Origin of the sequence: Clostridium sp. Marseille-P299 (assembly GCF_900078195.1) — a bacterium.
Lineage (GTDB): Bacteria > Bacillota > Clostridia > Lachnospirales > Lachnospiraceae > Lachnoclostridium.
The window spans coordinates 103434-125610 of record NZ_FJVE01000004.1; the positions used below are offsets into that span (position 1 = coordinate 103434).

Annotated in this window: 16 protein-coding genes; 2 read left to right on the forward strand and 14 right to left on the reverse strand. The window is 32.3% G+C overall.

Translation table 11 applies throughout. The features are described from left to right. Positions 1–60: 60 nt before the first annotated feature. The 4 genes from BN4220_RS00495 to BN4220_RS00510 form a co-directional block, all read right to left on the reverse strand. Positions 61–831 carry a hypothetical protein gene (locus BN4220_RS00495; RefSeq protein WP_066712018.1) on the reverse strand — a complete coding sequence of 257 codons (771 nt, stop codon included), beginning with the start codon at positions 829–831 and terminating at the stop codon, positions 61–63. Further along, positions 821–1675: a hypothetical protein gene (locus BN4220_RS00500; protein ID WP_066712020.1), complete on the reverse strand. Its 855-nt coding sequence runs from the start codon at positions 1673–1675 to the stop codon at positions 821–823. Before BN4220_RS00500 ends, BN4220_RS00495 begins: the two co-directional genes overlap by 11 nt. 2 nt (positions 1676–1677) lie before the next feature. Beyond that, the gene (locus BN4220_RS00505; RefSeq protein ID WP_066712023.1) at positions 1678–3579 is read right to left on the reverse strand and encodes a hypothetical protein; all 1902 of its coding nucleotides are present in this window, start codon (positions 3577–3579) and stop codon (positions 1678–1680) included. A 73-nt stretch (positions 3580–3652) separates the two neighbouring features. Continuing rightward, a complete protein-coding gene (locus tag BN4220_RS00510; RefSeq protein ID WP_066712025.1) occupies positions 3653–4645 on the reverse strand; it encodes a Fic family protein in 993 nt (330 codons plus the stop codon). Positions 4646–4961: 316 nt separating this feature from the next. Between BN4220_RS00510 and BN4220_RS00515 the strand changes: the two genes are divergently transcribed. After that, positions 4962–5276, forward strand: coding sequence for a DUF6442 family protein (locus BN4220_RS00515; protein WP_066712027.1), 315 nt, complete (start codon positions 4962–4964; stop codon positions 5274–5276). 85 nt (positions 5277–5361) lie between these two features. On the opposite strand, the gene BN4220_RS00520 is transcribed toward BN4220_RS00515, so the two are convergent. The 7 genes from BN4220_RS00520 to guaA all read right to left on the reverse strand — a co-directional run bounded on the left by BN4220_RS00520 (position 5362) and on the right by guaA (position 14492). Further along, positions 5362–5721, reverse strand: coding sequence for a nucleotide pyrophosphohydrolase (locus BN4220_RS00520; RefSeq protein ID WP_066712029.1), 360 nt, complete (start codon positions 5719–5721; stop codon positions 5362–5364). Further along, complete coding sequence (locus tag BN4220_RS00525; protein WP_066712031.1) at positions 5714–7588, reverse strand: DUF2075 domain-containing protein; 1875 nt, start codon at positions 7586–7588, stop codon at positions 5714–5716. The genes BN4220_RS00520 and BN4220_RS00525 overlap by 8 nt, the downstream gene beginning before the upstream one ends. 169 nt (positions 7589–7757) lie before the next feature. Beyond that, positions 7758–9131: a hypothetical protein gene (locus BN4220_RS00530; protein WP_066712033.1), complete on the reverse strand. Its 1374-nt coding sequence runs from the start codon at positions 9129–9131 to the stop codon at positions 7758–7760. Position 9132: 1 nt separating this feature from the next. Next, positions 9133–11226 (reverse strand): ATP-binding protein, encoded by a 2094-nt coding sequence (locus BN4220_RS00535; protein ID WP_066712035.1) that lies wholly within the window; start codon positions 11224–11226, stop codon positions 9133–9135. 2 nt (positions 11227–11228) lie between these two features. After that, the gene (locus BN4220_RS00540; RefSeq protein ID WP_066712037.1) at positions 11229–12497 is read right to left on the reverse strand and encodes a DNA cytosine methyltransferase; all 1269 of its coding nucleotides are present in this window, start codon (positions 12495–12497) and stop codon (positions 11229–11231) included. Further along, complete coding sequence (locus BN4220_RS00545; RefSeq protein ID WP_066712039.1) at positions 12497–12679, reverse strand: transposase; 183 nt, start codon at positions 12677–12679, stop codon at positions 12497–12499. Before BN4220_RS00545 ends, BN4220_RS00540 begins: the two co-directional genes overlap by 1 nt. A gap of 277 nt (positions 12680–12956) precedes the next feature. After that, entirely contained in the window at positions 12957–14492 is a 1536-nt protein-coding gene (gene guaA, locus BN4220_RS00550; RefSeq protein WP_066712041.1) for a glutamine-hydrolyzing GMP synthase, read from the reverse strand. 474 nt (positions 14493–14966) lie between these two features. Here guaA and BN4220_RS00555 point away from each other — a divergent pair, with 474 nt between their 5' ends. Then, positions 14967–16133, forward strand: a complete 1167-nt coding sequence (locus BN4220_RS00555; protein ID WP_066712043.1) for an FprA family A-type flavoprotein — start codon at positions 14967–14969, stop codon at positions 16131–16133. A gap of 177 nt (positions 16134–16310) precedes the next feature. Here BN4220_RS00555 and yfbR read toward each other — a convergent pair whose 3' ends face one another. From yfbR to uvrB, 3 genes are all read right to left on the reverse strand, one after another. Next, entirely contained in the window at positions 16311–16889 is a 579-nt protein-coding gene (gene yfbR, locus BN4220_RS00560) for a 5'-deoxynucleotidase (protein WP_066712045.1), read from the reverse strand. Between the two features lie 183 nt (positions 16890–17072). Next, positions 17073–19907 (reverse strand): excinuclease ABC subunit UvrA, encoded by a 2835-nt coding sequence (gene uvrA / locus BN4220_RS00565; protein WP_066712047.1) that lies wholly within the window; start codon positions 19905–19907, stop codon positions 17073–17075. A gap of 67 nt (positions 19908–19974) precedes the next feature. After that, the gene (uvrB, locus tag BN4220_RS00570; protein ID WP_066712049.1) at positions 19975–21966 is read right to left on the reverse strand and encodes an excinuclease ABC subunit UvrB; all 1992 of its coding nucleotides are present in this window, start codon (positions 21964–21966) and stop codon (positions 19975–19977) included. Positions 21967–22177 lie beyond the last annotated feature (211 nt).

The window sequence follows — 22177 nt, forward strand, 5'->3', positions numbered from 1 at the left end:
TATTTTTATTCACTCCCCATAACCAGTCCAAACTTAGACCATATCAAACTATGTATCAGGCTACTCTGTTTCTCCCCACTCATCTACCTCTTCATCTATATTATCACCACCAGTATAATAATAAGATAAATATTCCATGAAGTATTTTTCTAACTCATCTTTCTCTAACATCGGTGATAATATAATGGGATAACTTTTATTAAATTCAAATATTACCCTTCGACCATATCGTTCATCATTACCTAAGTCAGTTCTACCTTTAATTTTTGCTTTTAGTATCTTGCTTAAATTGTTTTTCTCGATTATGTCTAATATATTAATAAGGAAATTTCCATTTCTAAATATTTCATATTTAATTATGTAGTTAAATATATCTAAATTATTAACTATTAAACTGTAATACTTCTCCTTGTTATCGCTGTTAGAATCATTAATATATTGCGCAGCTAAAATACTCTTATAAATGTAATTTTCCCAATCGAATTTTTTAATCACTATATTTCTGAATATATCTTCACTATCTTTTATTTGAGGATACTTGTTTAACAAATATTCTCTTTTATACAAACATAAATAAGAATGCCAAAATAACTCATCTAAATATATCTCTCTATTTAATGTTATGAACTTTTCTCCCATAACTTTTATTAATTCAATAAATTCATCATCATTTTTATTGGCTTTACCAAAATAAATGGGGAAGTCAGGCATATCATCTACATATACACTTTCAGTTGAGAAGTAATTCTTTTCCCACAATTTATCTTCAAGAAAATCTTGGTAAAATAATGGTTCTTTCTTATATCCATCTTTTAATAATTTAATTTCCATTATATATTCCTCTAATTGTATCTACATATTTCTTTAAAATATTATCTGATATTAAATAAATAATTTCATCGATATTATCCAATGTAACTTCATCAATGCTCTTTGATATCATTAATCTGTACAGCTTTTGATCCAAAGCATTATTAAGCTCAGAAATTTCTTCTAACTTTATACCTTCTTCTATATTTTTTGCATAATTCGCCAAAAAACGAAACAATGCTTTTTGTAGCCCTAAGTAGATATATGGATTATTTAAATTTCTACTTTGTGGTAAATCTTGAAATTGCATTGTATCTTTTTTATAAACTATAATTATTGTTTCATCGCTCAATCTTATCTCAATATCTGATTTTATAGTATTGTCTACCTTTTTCTCAAAAATATCATATGGTTTCTTTTGACTTCCATCAAAGGTTACTAGATTAGAAAATCCCAAAGCCATCCCTTTATCTACAATAATCTTATCCTTATATTCATCATAAAAGTAATTTAAGTCATAATTATTTTCAAAATTAATATTATCGGTTGCTTGTATCATTAATTGCAACACTGTTCTATTATTTAAAGATAATTTTGATTTTAATACTTTAACTTCTATATTAGTATCCTGCTGGATTATATGATACTGATTATCTTTTGATTTAATTATTAATAAAAGCCTAGCGCTTTTCGCTCGGATTAATTTCAATAAGAACTTTGAGCTTATATGACAATCAATTTTGAATATATAAGAATCTGTATTTTCTTGTAAAGAAACATCAAATTCAAATTCCGCATTTTTATAGTCATCTGAGTTATTCATTAATATTGGATATGGGAAATTAGCTTTTTTTGAATATATCATGACTATACCTCCACACTATAAATAAATTTTAATGAATTGTTAAACTTATGACTAGTTTTTAATTCTAGTTGTATTAGACTGTTTTTAATAGATATGTCTCTAATTATATTTCTATCGACTTTACATTGCTTACCCGTATTCTTATCAATAATTAATGGATAATTCGTATTAATGCTAAACTCGTTATCATATTCTTTTCCTACTCCATCAATTAAAGAGATCGACATATCACAGACCTTTTCGCCATCATATTTATAATGCTGTGATAAGTCTAAAAATAGTAATTCCTTACCTTCTAGCACAATTCTTTTTACACTTTCTGGTATCATAGTAAATCGAACTCTAACCTTTTCTTCGCCTTCTCCATCTTTTTTCTTAGCTTTTCTCAAGATAGATTTAATTTTAGATAATTCCTTATCTAATTTATTTTCTTTCTTTTTGTTTTTAGCACTTTGTGTCTTAACTTTTACAAGCACTCTTTCACTTTTTTCATTTCCCTTTGTTAATTTAACTGTTGATATATCTTTAGAGATTTCTTTCTTAAAATTATTTTCAATCTCAAATAACAAATCTGAAGTATCAATTTTCCCATCGGATGGATTACTTTCTTCAATTGCAGCGGCTATATACATTCCAATAGACTTAGAAATATTATTTATAAATCTTACTGCATTTCTTTGCTTCTCTACGATTTTTATATGTTCAGAAGACAATGCTGTATGAGATTCATTTTCTAGAGATTTCAAAAATTTATCTTCTTGATCTGATTTCGGAATTAATATAGCATTAAAGGAAGCATTCGCATAATTCTTAATTTTTTTATCTTCAATTTTCATTCCAATTCGTCTTATAATTGCTACACGACCTTTTTTTATATTTTTATTGAATTGAAAATACATCAAAAAGCTATATTTATTAATCTTGTCTTCAATCGTTATATCAAAAGGCTTAAAATTTAAATAAGTATCTATATATAAAGGAGTAAAACTATCATCGCCTCTGTTATCATCAAACCTTGCATAGTAATCTTCGTCTTTAATTATATCTAGTATGGTACTACTATTAATCACAGTATCATTTACTTTAACAATCAATTGATTTCTGAGAATAGCTATAAAAAAGTTATCACAAACGCTTCTTACTATAACTTTCATATCATTATACTGTTCTCTGAAAAATGGTATAATAATTTTTAATCCTCTTGTCTCTTTTTTAAATACAGTATCAAATTTGTTTTCGTACGGATAAAATACTCCTTTTCCATCTTCATCTGTAAAATATCCCGTCGCTCTATAGCATTGATTATTAAAAGAATGTTCAATAAGCTGTACTGTCCCACCTAAATGTTGGTTATTCTCTTCATCGCAATTACCAAAAAACATTAAATATAGGTCAGAAGCTGCATTTGAGGCAATCTTCCCAACTCCATAGGATCCACCCCGCATACTTTCATCTTCCTCATTTGAATCAAAAGAATGTACACCTTTTTGATATGCATAAATACCCCAAGTATCATTTTCAGAGAAATTCTGACCATTTCTCGCACCTGACAGCCCTTTTGTATTACGATCTTCAAAAGAGATATAAGCTACTTTTTTTTGTTTAAGTTTTTCCCGCATATGCAGAATGGTTTCTTTTGTATATGAGTTTCTCCCTTGTAAGCTATAGATTCTTTCTCTAATTTCCTCAATGCCTGGTATTTTATCGGTTTCTATCTCACCGATTTCAATGTTAACTTCAACTGGATTAGTAGATTCTTTTAGTTTTCCATCCATGGAATTTTGTATATTTTCTCTAATCAGTCCATCAACGCCTAAATTATAAAACTTTTCCAAAATGTTATTAAATAATGGCTCCTCTATGGCCGCTATTTTAGCGAATTTCCACTTTTGTTCATTACTCATTTTTTCATCCCCTATCGTAACTTACTATTTTCATATGAAAATGATTCTTCATCAGTATATTGAAATGAATTTATCACTTACCAATTTTACGGTACTTTTGTTTACTACTATTTGGTTTATCTGGTATCGTCATTTCTATATATCCCAGTCTCAATGCAGGTAACAAATAACTTTCTCTAAAAGATGGTCTGTGTTTTAATGCTAATAACTTCATTAATTCCTTAGTTGAATACTCTTTATCTTTCATGATTTGAACTAAACGTCTAACTTGATCGGTTTCTTGTACCGTTACTTGTTCGGTGCTTACAATTTCATATAAAACATCATGTATAGCTGTTAACATAAACTCAATAAATTTGCCCGAATTCGTACTATGATCGCATTCTTCTAGCACTCTATAGTATTCTTCCTGCCGTTTTCTAATCAATGTTTCTATGGGTAGCCAGCCAAATAATGATTTCCATTTATACAGAATCAAAGTCTGCCACATTCGTCCCATTCTACCATTTCCATCTGCAAATGGATGAATAAACTCAAATTCATAGTGAAACACACAACTTTTTATTAATGGATGAGCATCTGCTTGCTTGGCCCAGTTTACCAAGTCTTTTATCAAATATGGTACCTGACCCGCTGGAGGTGCCGTATGAACCAATCGATCCCCTGAAAAAATATCAACTCCACCACTGCGAAACGTCCCCGCTTCCTTAGAAAGCTCATTCATTAATACCTTATGTGCTAATAACATATCATTTATAGAAAATGGATTAAACTCCAAAAGTCTATTATATGCTTCAAAAACATTCCTTACTTCGCAGATTTCGTCTGGGGTACCAAAAATTCTTTTCCCATTTATAATGTCTGTTACCTGATCTTGTGATAAAGAATTATTTTCAATTGCCAGTGATGCATGAATTGTACGGATACGATTATCCCTTCGAAGTCTCGGATTATTGCTCATATTATCATTTATGTTTATCTTGGTTATAATTTCAGTAATAGCAGAAATTAAATTAACTGCCTTATCTGTTATCGTATACGGTGGAACATAACCTTTTTCGCTCATATTTCCCTCACTTCTTTATTAAATTTAGTACCCATTAAATTAATAGATTAACAATATTCACCACTTGTACCCAATTATACCGTACAAGAATATACAATGCTACTACTATTTACGTTCATCGTTGTCTTTCTGATCAATCACCTTCCGCCAAGTGACTCTTCCTTCTTGCTATTTAGCTTCAATATCAATTAATAATTGTCAGTAATATAAACAATAACATAGCAAAACAGAAGTGATAAATCAGAATTCATATATATTGGCATATAACACTTTGCGTTGAATAAATATTTAATAAAGGCGTCAGGGGGTTAAATTGATGAATAATGAAGATTTTATTAAAAGAAGTAGCGAATCAAAAGAAAATGATCTCGTAGAATATAATCAAAAAAATAGGCATACACTTGCCATTAAAGTTTGTTATGTTGTTTTATTTATAGAAATGATATGTCTGTTCTTTACAAAAGAACATAATTATGGAATATATGCGTTGTTTTTTGCTTTTAGCAGTGCTGATGGATTTGAAGAATATCAAATAAAAAAGAATAAATTCTATCTCTTAGCAAGCCTAATTTGCTTATTAACTGCAGCATTGGCATTATTCAATTTTATTATTGAATTAGTAGGCGCTTGAATGCCTACTAATTCAAGTCTTTCTCTCATTTGAGAATGCGGAGCCCTATCTATATTTATATTTATATTTATATTTATATTCATATTTATATTTCATTATATTTAATATTCTTGCCCTTAACTTTATCTGCAGGATACTTTCTCGCGTTCTTTTCAATTTTCATTTCTAAAGCATCTTTTAAATCAATGTGATTCATTTGAGCAAATCTTAATACAAAGAAAAACACATCTGCTAATTCTTCTTCAACATGCTCTCTCTTTTCCTTATTGCTCATTATTTCATCAATATCATCCATACTCTTAAATCTAAATATATCAAGTAATTCATTAGCCTCCGTTGATATACCAATAGCTAGATCTTTTGGATTATGGAATTGATCCCAATCTCTTTCTTCACAAAATGCTTTCACTTTATTTATTAATTCATTTACTGTAAAATCATTCATTCTCTTTTAAGCACTCCTTTAAATAGTCTGAAAGTCCCTTATCGACACAATACACGTAGCATCCCTTCATACCTCTTGTCATAAGAGTACGATAGGTATTCTTAATAATTTCATCAGCAATTTCGTTTGCCTTGTCAGGATCTTTTTTATAAATTGTTTTGATGCCTTTTAATGATTGATCTGTTTTTGCTCTCTTGGTAAAGTCGGTTACAATTTTACCATTTTCATATCTCATATCTTCACCGATGATTACACCTACATAATCAAATTCTAGACCTTGAGATGTGTGAATGCATCCAGCTTCATTTACGGATGTTTCATCGATAGCAAAGGTACTTGAATTACCTAAATTCCAACTGATTGCAAAATCATCTATCTTTATATCGTGGACACTAGAATCATTCTTTCCTTCTTTGATCCAGTTCCAACAGTAACCGGCTAAAATTCTTGACCGATTGCTATTCTTATTTCGTTCAATAATAAGATGTTGTACTTCCTTAGGTGAATCCATTATCTTGATATCATAATCAATATCCTTCATGTCATGATTTGCTGTTGGTCTTATCTCTAATATATCATCAAGCCATGCCAAATAGCCATCGGACCCGTTACATCGAAATTGAGATACTAACTCTTGGTAATATATAGTAGCTCCAAGTTCTGTAGCCCAATGTTCTATTTCCTTAATACTTCCAATGTCATTTATCGTTACACGCTGACTTTCATCGATGAAAAATACACTGCATTTTGAAGCATTTATAATTTCCTTAATCTGATTTTCTCCTAAATTCTGAAACATTCCGGATTTTTCGTTTAATCTATGCGCCTCATCAACTAGAATTGTATCTACACTGTTGTTAAGCGCCTCCGTATATATTCCAGATCCTTTGAACATATTGTCCACACTGCTTTTCTTAATATCACCTTTCAGCTTTTCTTTATAAACATTTCTTGGAGCGCTATTTTTTGAAACATACTGACAAAACTGTTCTTCACATGTTAGATTAGCTAACAGATTAATTGCTACAACCGTCTTTCCGGTACCAGGACCACCTTTGACTATTACAACTCTTTTTCTTCCGTCTTTTTGAGACTTCCTTGCTACCGATAGTATTTCCTCATATACTACTTTCTGCTCATCAATCATTATAAATTCTCTGTTTCCTTTCAACATTCTTGTGATAGAATCTTGAAGGCTTTTTGATGGCTTAATTTTACCATGCTCAATATTATATAGTAATTCTTTATTATCACCTTTAACAACACATCTTTTTATAAATTGTCTTAGCTTGTCCACCTGTCCCCTAGTAAATGCGGGTGCATCTTCTAAATAGACTGTATACTGTTCTTCGTCTAGTGGGTCATTTTCAGCTCTTCTATAGTTATGTAAATAGGAACATGGCGAAAGAATAATATTATCATTTTGAACCGTTTGATTATAGTCTTTTATGAGCATTGCATATGACCATGCTTGGTATGATGGGTGCACAACCTGCCTTATCGCATTGCCGGTGTAAGTTTCTACTAAGGCGTCTTTTCCCTTAATTGCGTTTATGTTATCCCACTGCTTTAACTCAATTATTACAACATTTCCTGTATTTTCTTTATCATACCCTGAAATGAGAAAATCAACACGCTTTGACGTCTGTGGTATGTTATATTCGATTGCTATACCTGCATTCGATGGAATTTCACTGTCATTTAGTACTTTGTACATATATTCTAGAGAGTTTTCCCACGACCTAAATTCATTTCTTGCAGAACGTCTATTCATTTTATGGTATATATTTTCTTCAATTTCAAATGCGATTGTATCTGCTTCTACGCTTTTTAGAAAATCAGTTTTAATTCCATCGTATACTAGCATATCGTTCCTTCTTTCGTTAAAAGCTTTTATTAATTCTCGTTTTATTAAATTAAAATAAGTATAATTTTGAAATTTATTCTTACAAAAAATTGTAGGATTTTGTTCTTTTTAAAACTTATATTTAAAACTTTGAATCTTGCCCTAGCAAGATAAAGGATTCGTATGTATTTTATAAATTATTAATTCCAATTCTTGAGATAGATTCAGCACTATTTTTCCGAATTTCATTTAAAATATCACTATTTAATCTTGCAATATATTCATGCGTTTCATGAAATTTTTTATGCTCAATGGTTACATACTTCGTATTAAAAATTAATACACAAATCTTATCATCAATATACAACTCGGGTGTAACATATACATGATTATAACCAGTTTTATCTTTTATCTTTTTTGTATAGCCAACGTCTAGCCATATATCTTTATTTGATTTAATATCTTTTACTTTTTCAAAACTAATCATATAGCCATATGCCATTCTAAGCATATGATTTTTATTTTGAGCATAATCACATTGCGGCGTTATGTCAATTTCAATTGGTCTCATTTTGTACTCGACTTTGCTTTCACCAAAATTCATCATGTCAATTTCTAGCTTTTTTTTGAAAGTGTTTTCATGTAAAGTTGCTATATTAAGCAGAACATCCGAATCTTGGATAAAATAAAATTTTCCTGGCAAATGATCCTCTTTATTACCACTTAAATTAACATTCATTAATGTGTTGAATCTAGCTCTAGTTTGAATATTAATCCCTTGCCTTATTGTACTCACTTGGTCTTCTTTTGAAAAATCTAACTTCCAAAACATCTTCATCTCATCTAAAAGTTCTTTGGAATTAACCAGCTCATAATATTGACTAACGAATAGTTCTCCTAAAATATTTAAAACGCTTTGCGTAGCTTCTTCTCCTCGTCTAAGTTCTGAATTTTCCAAAAAAGCAATTTGAGCTAAAATTTTCTCCATAGTATTATTATCAACTAACTTATTTTGATAACGTATTAATTTTCGCACTAGTTCACCTGATGATTTCATTGATTCATTTTCCCATCTCATAAGAAAATTGACCATATATTGGGGTTTAAGCTCTTCAAATAAAGTTTCTTCCAATCTTTCAATAGGATTTGACAAAAAATCTTTCTTATCTATTCCACAGACATACATTGGCAATGTTGTTTCATCTTCTGATAGCATCTTTAATAAATATTCACTAACTTTATCTTTTAGTGCTATTTCATTAGTCCATAAAACAATAGAATACGGTCCATTCTTTGTAGGTACTATTTTTTCAACAGTCGAGGCAAGTGTTGAGCATATAGTTGTTTCGTCTTGAACACCTTCATCTAATCTAATATCTAAAAAAACCAATCGTATATCATTTAGTTTTCTTATTTTATCTGTGATAATAGATCTTTCATAGTCATAAAAAATGTATGGAGCACCTTCGCTAGCTAGCAATTCAGTTAATGTAACTACTTCTTCATAATTATTATCTACAATAGCAATTTTACCAAATAGCGGTAGCATCTTTTGTAACCTCATCTTAACCCTCCCTAAAAATTAATGCAACAACAGCGCCACTTGCAAAATCATCCGGCAAATCTATATCATCATTATCTGGAAAAGCTATTTTTCCACCCATTGTTTCCATTATTGCACTAGCCAAATGTAAACCTAAACCCATACCATCATCTTTTTTAGTTACAAACGGCAAGATCAATTTATCCTTTGGTATTGCAAATCCTTTTCCATTATCTGCAATGATTAGCATTCTATATCCAGGCTCTGATTTTTCAATTGAGAAATATATTTTCTTTTTTTCAGTTCCATACTTCTCTAACCAATATATAGAATTATCTAAAATATTCATAATTGCACTTCTTACCAAACTACCTGCACATTTAATTTCAGTTTCATCATTAAAAATATTATTTATTATTTGTAAATCATGTGCCTTTATTCTATACTTAAATGTATTTATTGAAGCATCTACTAATCTTTGTATAGTTGTACTCTGCATTTTAGTATTTTTAACCAAGTCGGAATAACTGCTTATTCTCATTGTTAGATCTGTAACTAATCCTTTTATATGTTCAGATCCACCTTCTTGTACTACAGTTTTTTGCAATTCTATCAATATTTTATCTATCTCATGAATTACCATGCTCATATTAAGTCCCATACTAGAGCTTTTTAAATAAACTTGTGAAATTTCCAAATATTCTTTTTCAATATTTTTTAAAGAACTAATTATCTCCTTTTTTATTAACGGCTCTTTGACTTTTTTATCAACTGTTGTTATAAGTGTTTTGACTGAATCTACAACTGGATTTTTAAAACTTCCTGAATAATATTTTCTTAACTCAGCCTTATCTAACATCCTATCATTTTCAACACATGAAATTGCATATAATACAGCATTTACAAAGCACTTATATGCTGCATTTTCAATAAATCCTTCTCTACTTGTTTTTTCAATTAAATCTGAGCTTGCAAGCCTGTCTAAATATACCGCCCCAACTACTATTCTGCTACTTAATGTTTTAGCTGGATTGTTGATCCTACGAGCACCAAGGCCTAACCAGTCATTACCTTCTTCACCATATTCATATAGTCTTACATTGTCCCTATATATAGCAATTCCACCATTGTTTTTTAAGTAATCTTTAATCAATTTTTTATCTGCAGGAAACCCGAGGTTAAGAATATAAGAATCTAAATCAAAAATAAGTAACTCAATATCTATTTTACCAATTTTAAATGCACCTAAATCTATTCTCTCCTCTTTCTTCTTATCATTAAGATTAATGATAGGTTTTGAGGAATAATCATTACTTACTCTATGTTTTACTTTTCCCAATATATCCCATGGTAAAAACTCATATTTATACTCAATTATTTCACTATTTTCTAATGAAACATGAGCCTTGTATAGTGCCTTATTTTTCAATTCATCAAAGCTCATTAGCTTTTCTTTCCAATCATCATGATTAGTATTCACAACTACTGTAAATGAGTCATCTGATTTAAATGGTGAGTTTAAAGCCATAATGCTTTTATATACATTTCTAAACTCGCCTCGAGTCCATCTGTGCTTGATATTAGTAATTTCTAGTCTTGTTCCTGTTTTATTATCAGTAAAAACTACTGGTTCTCTTTCATAAACATTCACTTCTATTTCATCAAGATACTTTTCATTATCAAATTCGTTCCAATTTACTTCTAGAAAAACTTCACTTGAATTTTCACTTCTAGTTATTAAGCATATATGATTTCCTAATTTATGAGCACCAAATCGGCCTATTCCCTTCTCACCTAGTGGTATTCTTACCATATCTTTATACTTAATTTTTGAATTTCCAGCAGCATCAACTAACTTTTTCTTGTTCAATGTTGCAGGTTCCATCCAATGGTTAACAACAATATCCTTTGTCATTCCAATTCCATCATCAAGTATAATAATTTTACCAGCATTCAAATCCTCCAAATTTGATAATTCAACTTTTACATTTCTAGCAAACGCATCATAACTATTTTTTATAAGTTCAAGAATTGCAACACTTTCGTTTTTTATTAATTGTTCACCAAGTTCAAGCATTAATCTTGCACGTGGTTTAAAGTACACTCTGTTATCCATACCTACTCCTTTCTAGGTTCTGCCATCAATAACATCTTTTTTATAGTTTCAGCTATTCCTTTTGCCATCAATGGTGGAACTGCATTTCCTATTTGAACAAATTTAGCAGTCCTTGGCCCTTCGAAATAATAATTGTCTGGAAATGATTGAATTCTTGCTGCCTCTCTAACTGAAAGTGAACGACATTGATTAACATCTGGATGTATATAATAATGTCCATCTTTAGATATATGTGCTAGCATTGTATGTGAATACCCCATATCACCTTCAACCACCTTAAATCTATCTAGAAATGATGTTGTATTTTTATGAAATCTTAGATCTTGTGGTAAATCATTATAGTTTAGTCGTTTATGCCCATCATTCCACATTTCAATTGCCATACGATAAATTTTTCTATCTTGCTCTCTCAATTTTCTTGTTTGATGGTCTGTCAGAATATCATTTTCATTTCTTATTCCAAATCTACTCAAATAGTCATTTATTGGTCCAAACAAATAATTATTATTTGTCTCCCCCGGTTGAAGTGGTGGTAAATCTGAAAACAAATCGTTAACCACTGCATTATATCTTCTTTTTACGAACTTTGGATAATATAAATTTAAATCTTTTCGCCAACCTATTATTATTATTCTCTTTCTTCGTTGTAATACTCCAAAATCATTTGCATTAATTTCTTTAGACTCTATTTCGTATCCAACAGTTCTAAGACGTTGTTGAATTCTTTTCCACATCAATCCTTGCTTAGCAGTCAGCATTCCAGGAACATTTTCAAATACAAACATTTTAGGTTTATACTTATGCAAGAAACGAGCATACTGAATATATAAATCATTTCTAGGATCATCTATCATTTTTCCAGGGGCCGAGGCTCTACCAACTAATGAATACGCTTGGCATGGTGGTCCTCCGATAATCAAATCTACTTCCACAACCCCTCCTTCTTCCATTATATGATCTATTCTTTCAAAAATTGTCTTATATGTTTTATCTGAGATCTCTGTATTTATAACTGTTTCCAAAACTTGACTTGGAACTAAATTATATAATTCTTGCTTGGAAATATTACCAAGTAAGTAATTTATATATATATCCAATTTTTTCATCTTTTTTAAATAATAATAACAAGAACGAGTTTTTAATGTATCTGCTGCATATGTATTCATTTCAACATGAGCAATAGGGTTATATCTACATTGCATAAACCCTTCTGACAAACCTCCTGCACCGGCGAATAAATCTATAAAATTAATTACGTTTTTCCTATACATTAATTCACCTCTACAACTTTATTTTTTCTTTTATCTAATGGTTTTTTTGCTTTACATGGAACCAGCCAGAGATTCCCTTTTTTTATTGCGCCGTCAATTCTGTTTTCATTGCAATAAAATGTTACCATGCGGCTCGTTATGCCCCATTTTTCTCCAATTTCTTTGACCGTTAAATATTCCATATTACTACTCCTTTTTCAAATAATTAACTAATTATATTATATTTCAAGAACTCGAAATATACAATATATATTAAGTTGATTGATTTTATTATAAAACATAATCACAATCGTATACACCTCAATTACAACTTTTTACTCACAAATATCACAGAAATCTCACGATTAATATCTCCCACTTGTCTTTAATCAAACAGTACAATAAATTTTATTTCATAAAACTCTATATAAATAAAAATGCCAAATGACAATGTCATTTGGCATTTCAATAGTTCTAATCTTACTCAAACTCAATCGTAGCCGGTGGCTTTCCAGTACAATCATAAAGTACTCTATTAACACCCTTAACTTCATTTACAATTCTGCTAGAAACCTTACCAATTACTTCCCAAGGAAGTTCAGCAAATTCAGCAGTCATAAAATCAGTTGTAGTTACAGCACGAAGAGCAATTGCATAATCGTATGTTCTTTCATCACCCATACATCCAACGGACTGCATGTTTGTTAATGCTGCAAAGTACTGACCAATGCTACGGTCAAGACCAGCATTTGCAATTTCTTCACGATAGATTGCATCTGCGTCTTGAACTATTTTAACTTTCTCAGGTGTAACTTCACCGATGATACGGATACCAAGTCCTGGTCCTGGGAAAGGTTGTCTAAATACTAATTTTTCAGGAATTCCAAGCTCTAAACCAGCTTTACGAACTTCATCCTTAAATAAATCACGAAGTGGTTCAACGATTTCTTTGAAATCAACATGCTCAGGTAAACCACCTACATTGTGGTGACTCTTAATAACAGCGGATTTACCAAGACCACTTTCGATAACGTCTGGATAAATTGTTCCCTGTGCTAAGAAATCAACAGTTCCGATTTTCTTTGCTTCTTCTTCGAATACACGAATGAATTCTTCACCAATGATCTTACGTTTTTGTTCTGGTTCAGTAACACCAGCTAATTTATCGTAAAATCTTTGTTGAGCATTTACACGAACAAAGTTAACATCAAATTGAGTTGTGAAGACTTCTTCTACTTCGTCCCCTTCGTTTTTACGTAATAAACCATGATCAACGAAAATACAAGTAAGTTGTTTACCAACTGCCTTTGAAATCATAACAGCTGCAACAGAAGAATCTACACCACCGGATAATGCACATAGAACTTTTTTATCGCCGATCTTTTCACGAAGAGCTTTGATAGATTCATCTACGAAAGAATCCATCTTCCAATCACCAACGCATCCACACACTTCATATAAGAAGTTTCTTAACATCTTAGTACCTTCTTGTGTATGAACTACTTCTGGATGGAACTGTACTGCATAAAGATTTTTCTCTACATTCTGTAAAGAAGCTACTGGGCATGCATCGGAATGAGCAATAATGGAGAAACCATCTGCAGGTTTAGATATATAATCAGTATGGCTCATCCAGCAAATTGTATTTTCAGATACGTCCTTAAAAAGCTTAGAAGTAGTTTCTACTTCAATTTCAGTTTTACCGTATTCTCTAACAGGTGCTTTGGATACTTCACCGCCTAATAAATAAGTCATAAGCTGTGCACCATAGCAGATACCTAATACAGGGATTCCAAGTTCAAAAATTTCTTTTTCACAACGAGGTGCATCTTCTGCATAAACACTTGCAGGTCCACCAGTAAAAATGATACCCTTTGGATTCATTACCTTGATTTTCTCAAGACTCATATTGTAAGGATGCACTTCACAATACACGTTGCTTTCTCTTACACGTCTAGCAATAAGCTGATTATACTGTCCGCCGAAATCAAGTACAATTATCATTTCCTTATTCACGTTTGTTTCCTCCTACGTTATAACCTTATAATTAAAGTTATTATAACCAATAATCATATTTTGTATTTTACAACATTTTATATCAATGTTCTAGTCCTAAAATATTTTTTACTATTTGCATAATTTTGTTGCAGCAATTACCTATGTATTATACATTTTTCAGTGTTTTAGTACTAGTTTTATTGTCAAACTAAAATTTTAAACAGTATTCAGAAAGAAAAACTGTTCTATTGCACAATTTAATTGTATGCAATTAATTGATTAATTTTTTTCATTAACGCTGATTTCCCCTTGTAAACATTGACTTTTAAGTATTCTATGTTAAAATAAAGAGTATGATTTTATAATATTTTATGCTTATATTAATACTACCAAATTTTTTAAAACGAATCATAACCTATGATTAAGTTTTCTATTGCAACATATATTTTGGTATAAACTAATTAATTGATATAACGATTGGAGGCTTTTTTAATGAATCGAGTTGAACTTAAGCCAGGAGTGTATTCTGTTGGCGCCGTAGATTGGAACGTACGTAGTTTTCATGGTTATTCCGCAAGCCGTGGTGTAACTTACAATTCATATCTTATAATTGATGAAAAAATAACTCTAATCGATGCTGTAAAAGATGTTTTTGCCGATGAATTACTTGCAAGAATTTCTGATATAATTGACCCTGCTCGCATCGACTACATTGTTTCTAACCACGTTGAAATGGATCATTCTGGTGCAATACCAGCAGTTGTAAAAGCTGCACCTAATGCAACAATTGTAACCTCATCTCCAAGTGGATTTAAAGGATTACAAGCACACTATGGTAGTGATTTCAAATTCCTTCCAGTAAAAGCTGGAGATACTTTATCTATCGGTAAACGTACTTTACAATTTGTTGGAACACCTATGTTACACTGGCCAGACAATATGGTAACATATTGCCCAGAAGAGAAAATTTTATTCTCCAACGATGCTTTTGGTCAACATTATTCTACAACAAAACGTTTTGATGATGAAGTTGATTTAAGCATTGCAATATATGAAGCTCAAAAATACTATGCAAATATTTTAATGCCTTACGGTGCACAAGCAAGAAAAGCACTTGAAATCGTTAAAGGATTAGATATGGATATGATTGCTCCTAGCCACGGAATTATTTGGCGTAGTCATATTGATGAAATCATAAAACAATACGAATACTACTCAAACGATGAACCAGACGATGTAGCAATTGTAGTTTATGACTCTATGTGGCATTCTACTGAAAAAATGGCTTTTAGAATTGTAGAAGGATTCGCTAGAAAAGGTCTTACTGTTAAGTATTTCGATTTAAAAGTAAATGAAATGTCCGATATTATGGCTGAACTTTTAAAAGCAAAATACATTGCAGTTGGTTCTTCCACATTAAATAATCAAATGCTTCCAAACGTTGCAGCGTTCCTTTGCTACTTAAAGGGTCTTGCACCTAAGAATAAAAAAGCATTTGCATTTGGTTCTTACGGCTGGGGTGGCCAAGGCATTCCTTATGTAAACGAAGAATTAAAAGCTTGTGGATTAGAGATCGTTTTAGATCCTATCAAACAACTTTATATTCCAACTCCAGAACAATTAGATGAACTTGAGAATATGGTTGCTAATATCGAATAAAAATCTTTAAATATATTACATAATCATGCGATTATGAGTAAAAAGCCTTCCAAATTCAATGGAAGGCTTTTTATATAACAAAGTAATCACGCTGTGATAGTTACCCATTAAAGTAGTTCGTCAAAAGTCTTATAACTAGGCAATAACAAAGTCCATCCAAGTCCTTACAATTAATCATTATCGCAGTTCATCCAAAGTCTTATAATAAGACGGAAGAAATTCCTCCATAAATAACTCAACTTCAGGTAATTTCATTTCATGAAGTGCAGCTTCAATCGTTATTCTAGCACTATCAAACTCCGAATTCCCAGCTTTCTTTTCTTCAATACACTTAATAAGTGCAGACAACTTATCCGCTGCTTTTACAAGTCGACCTAAGTACTCCTCTTCTTCCGTCAAAAAGAATAACTTTTCATACTCCTCCCTAATATCTTCTGGAAGCATAGATAATAATTGATTTGCTGCATTCTTTTCAATCTCTTTAAAAGCCCCTTGTATGTCTTTATTATAGTATTTAATCGGTGTTGGCATATCACCAGTAATAATCTCTGTAGAATCATGAAACAAACCAATTAACGCAGCTCGGTCCGTATTAAGCTTATTCTTAAATCTTTTATTGCTTATAACTGCCAATGCATGTGCTAACATTGCAACCTCTAAGGAATGCTCACTAATATTCTCAGGATAAGAATTACGCATAAGAGCCCAACGCTCAATATACTTCATTCTAGACATCATAGCATAAAAATGACTCATACCATACCCTCCTAACATTTTCACTTATGTAATATCCAATACACAATATTACGCATTCTTCTTTAACTTCTTTCTAACCATCCTAGCCAGTAGCTCTAACATTTAATACTATTTATTATCCAATATACAACAACTGGTTAGGATGTCAACCTAACACCCTAACCAGTTCTAATAACTAATTACTTACTCACTTAAATATTTCTTTACATACTGACCAGTATACGATTTCTTATTCTTAGCCACTTCTTCTGGAGTACCAGTTGCAACCACTGTACCACCTTTATCTCCGCCTTCTGGTCCAATATCTATAATATAATCCGCTGTTTTAATCACATCTAAGTTATGCTCGATAACAACAACACTATTTCCACCTTCCACTAAACGGTGAAGAATATCAATTAACTTATGAACGTCAGCAAAATGAAGTCCAGTGGTAGGCTCATCTAAAATATAGATCGTCTTACCAGTACTACGTTTGCTAAGTTCTGTAGCTAACTTAATTCTCTGTGCTTCACCACCAGAAAGAGAGGTAGAAGGATGCCCAAGCTTTAGATAGGATAATCCAACGTCATTTAATGTTTCGATTTTACGCTTAATGGATGGAACATTTTCAAAGAACTTCACAGCTTCTTCCACAGTCATATTAAGCACATCATAAATCGTCTTACCTTTATAACGTACTTCTAATGTCTCACGATTGTAGCGCTTTCCACCACAAACTTCACAAGGAACATAAATATCTGGTAAGAAGTTCATTTCAATTTTTAGAATACCATCACCGCTACAAGCTTCACAACGTCCACCTTTTACATTAAAGCTAAAACGGCCTTTATTATAGCCATGCATCTTCGCATCTGGTGTAGACGCAAATAAGTCTCTAATCTGATCAAACACGCCTGTATAAGTTGCTGGATTGGAACGAGGTGTTCTACCAATTGGTGATTGGTCAATATCAATTACCTTATCCAGTTGGTCTAAACCTATCATCTCGCTATGCTTTCCAGGGATCACTCTGGCACGATTTAAATCTCTAGCCAAACGTTTGTATAAGATTTCGCGAATCAAGGAACTCTTACCAGAACCAGAAACACCTGTAATACATGTTAATACTCCAAGTGGAATATCTACATTGATATTCTTAAGATTATTTTCTTTCGCACCTTTAATGGTTAAGAAGCCAGTAGGTTCCTTTCTAACTTTAGGAACCGGAATCTTAATACGTCCACTTAAATATGCTCCAGTGATTGACTCCTCTACTTGCATGATTTCTTGTGCCGTACCAGTAGCGATTACTTCACCACCATGGCTACCTGCACCTGGTCCGATATCTACAATATAATCCGCAGCAAACATTGTGTCTTCATCATGTTCTACTACAATTAATGTATTTCCTAAATCTTTTAAATGCTTTAATGTCTTTAATAGCTTATCATTATCCCTTTGATGGAGCCCAATACTTGGCTCGTCAAGAATATATGCAACACCAACTAAGCCTGAACCAATCTGCGTAGCCAGACGGATACGCTGTGCTTCACCACCAGATAAAGTTCCGGTTGCTCTTGCTAATGTAAGATAATCCAAGCCTACATCAACTAAAAATCCAATTCTAGCTTTGATTTCCTTTAAAACAAGTTCACCGATTTTCATTTGCATCGGGCTAAGTTCAAGGTGATCCATAAACTCTTGTAAATCACGTATAGATAGCTCTGTTACTTCTGAAATATTCTTATCACCAACGGTTACCGCTAAGGCTTCTTTTCTTAAACGTTTTCCACCACATGCTTTACAAGGAGTCGTGTTCATAAATGTCTCGTATTCTTGTTTTGTAGCGTCAGATGCCGTTTCACGGTATCTTCTCTCAACGTTCTTAATCAAACCTTCAAAGGCAACATCATAAACGCCTTCCCCGCGCTGTCCACGGTAGGTTACCTTAACTGTCTTACCATCGGTACCATGCATAATCATATGCTGAATATCCTTTGGTAAATCTTTGTAAGGTGTATTTAAATCAAAATTATATTCTTTCGCAAGGGCATCCATCGTACAACGAGTGTAGCTTGTCTTATCTGTAACGGATTGCCAGCCAAGAACCGCAATTGCTCCTTCTGCAATGCTTAAAGATGTATCAGGAATTAATAGTTCCTCTGCAAATTCCATCTTAATACCAATACCATGACATTCTGGACACGCTCCAAATGGATTGTTAAAGGAAAATGTTCTTGGTTCTAATTCATCCAAACTTATACCGCAATCTGGGCAGGAAAAGCTCTGTGAAAAGTTAAGTGCTTCTCCTCCGATTACATCTACAATAAGTAATCCGTCGCTTAACTTAAGAACGCTTTCGATGGAATCAGAAAGTCTCTTCTCTATTCCTGCTTTTACAACCAAACGGTCAATTATGATTTCTATGTTATGTTTTTTATTCTTTTCAAGCTTAATTTCTTCACTTAATTCATATAAATTACCATCTACCATAACACGAACATAGCCACTTTTCTTAGCCTGTTCAAATACCTTTACATGCTCACCCTTTCTCCCACGTACGACTGGAGAAAGTAACTGAATTTTGCTACCTTCCGGTAACTTCATAATCTCATCAACCATCTGATCAACGGTTTGTTTTTTGATTTCTTTCCCACACTTTGGACAGTGAGGGATACCGATTCTTGCATAAAGTAAACGATAGTAGTCATAGATTTCTGTTACGGTACCTACTGTTGATCTAGGATTTCGATTGGTAGACTTTTGGTCAATGGAAATAGCAGGAGATAATCCTTCAATACTCTCCACATTGGGCTTTTCCATTTGTCCTAAGAATTGCCTTGCATAAGAGGATAAGGATTCCATATATCTTCTTTGACCTTCTGCATAGATCGTGTCAAATGCTAGAGATGACTTTCCAGAACCACTAAGGCCAGTTAAAACTACAAATTCATCTCTTGGAATATCAACACTAATATTCTTTAAATTATGTTCCTTTGCACCTCTAATTTTAATATAGTGCTTTTTATCAGCCATATTATTGTCCTCATCTATCTAATAAACTTTTATAAATCATTTAAAACTTAGAATAATTATCTCGTGATTATCCCTCTAGTTCTTGTATATGTTTCTTAATTTCTAATAACTTATCACGTAACTCAGCTGCAAGTTCGAAATTAAGTTCTGCTGCTGCGGTATGCATTTCTTTCGTAATTTTCTTAGCAATCGCATCAAGTTCTTTACGATTCATGGACTCTAAATCCTTATTGCCCATATCATACATTTCTTTCGCAACTTTCTTTGAAATAGTTATCAATTCACGAACTTTCTTCTGTATTGTCTGAGGGGTAATGCCATGTTCCTTATTATACTGATCTTGAATTTGTCTTCTTCGGTTTGTCTCTTGGATCGCTTTATTCATAGAATCCGTCATCTTATCGGCATACATGATAACATGTCCTTCTGAATTACGAGCCGCACGACCAATCGTCTGTATTAATGAAGTTTCAGAACGTAAGAAACCTTCTTTATCAGCATCCAAGATAGCTACTAATGTAATTTCAGGAATATCAAGACCTTCTCGTAGCAGGTTAATACCAACCAATACATCAAACACATCCATACGCATATCTCTAATTATCTCAGAACGTTCCAATGTATCAATGTCAGAGTGCAGATACTTCACACGGATACCAACCTCACGCATGTAATCCGTTAAATCCTCAGCCATACGCTTAGTTAATGTAGTAACCAATACCTTGTTTTTCTTAGAGATTTCCTTATTCACTTCACCGATCAAATCATCAATCTGTCCTGCTACCGGACGAACTTCAACCAATGGATCCAATAATCCCGTCGGACGAATAATTTGTTCTACTCTCTTTAATTCATGTTCACGCTCATAAACATTTGGAGTTGCAGATACAAACATCATCTGATTGATTTTGCTTTCAAATTCACCAAAGTTAAGTGGTCGATTATCTTTTGCTGAAGGCAAACGAAATCCGTAATCCACAAGGGTTGATTTTCTTGCCTGGTCACCTGCATACATACCTCTTACCTGTGGTATTGTAATGTGGGACTCGTCTACAATAATTAAGAAATCATCTGGAAAGTAATCAATTAATGTGTGAGGTGTGCTACCTGGAGTTAATCCAGCTAAATGCATGGAATAATTTTCAACACCAGAACAAAATCCCGTTTCACGTAACATTTCAATATCAAAATTTGTTCGTTCCGAGATTCTTTGTGCCTCTAATAGCTTGTCTTCACTTTTAAAATACTTGATACGTTCCTCTAACTCGATCTCAATGTTCTTAATGGCAGCCTCTAATTTATCCGGCGCAACTACATAATGGGAGGCCGGAAAGATAATCATATGTTCCAATGTATATTTGATTTCACCAGTTAATACATCAATTTCTGTGATACGATCAATCTCATCGCCAAAGAATTCAACACGGTACGCAGTATCTGAACTATTAATCGGGAAAATCTCAACAACATCGCCACGTACACGAAATGTTCCACGCTTAAAATCCATATCATTTCTTGTATACTGAATATCCACTAATTTTCTTAAAATCTCGTCTCTATCCCGAATCATTCCTGGACGCAATGAAACTGTCATGTTCTGATAGTCAATCGGGCTACCTAAACCATAAATACAAGAAACACTGGCAACAATAATTACATCTCTTCGTTCTGTTAAAGCTGCGGTTGCAGAGTGCCTTAATTTATCAATTTCATCATTGATTGCCGAATCTTTTTCTATATAAGTATCCGTTGACGGTACATACGCCTCCGGTTGATAATAATCATAGTAGGAAACAAAATATTCTACTGCATTCTCTGGGAAGAACTCTTTGAATTCTCCATACAGCTGAGCAGCTAGTGTCTTATTATGTGCAATAACAAGCGTAGGTCGATTCAATTTTTGAATTACATTTGCCATTGTAAAGGTTTTACCAGAACCAGTTACACCAAGTAATGTCTGAAACTGATTTCCTTCTTCAAAACCTTTCACAAGTTCTGCAATCGCCTCTGGTTGATCACCCGTCGGTTCATACTCCGAAACTAATTTAAAATGATCCATGCCTATCCCCCTATCCTCTATAAATCTATTTGTAATATCCACAATTTTCACGTAATCCATTCACTATCTTGATATTATAGCATACTAAAAATTAATATTCAATCCATTTTTCGAATGTTTGTTCTGTTTTTAAATCAAATAGGGATGAGGCAAACGCAATCATCGTTTACATCATCCCTATAGCCTTTGTAAAATAATAAATATTAAAACC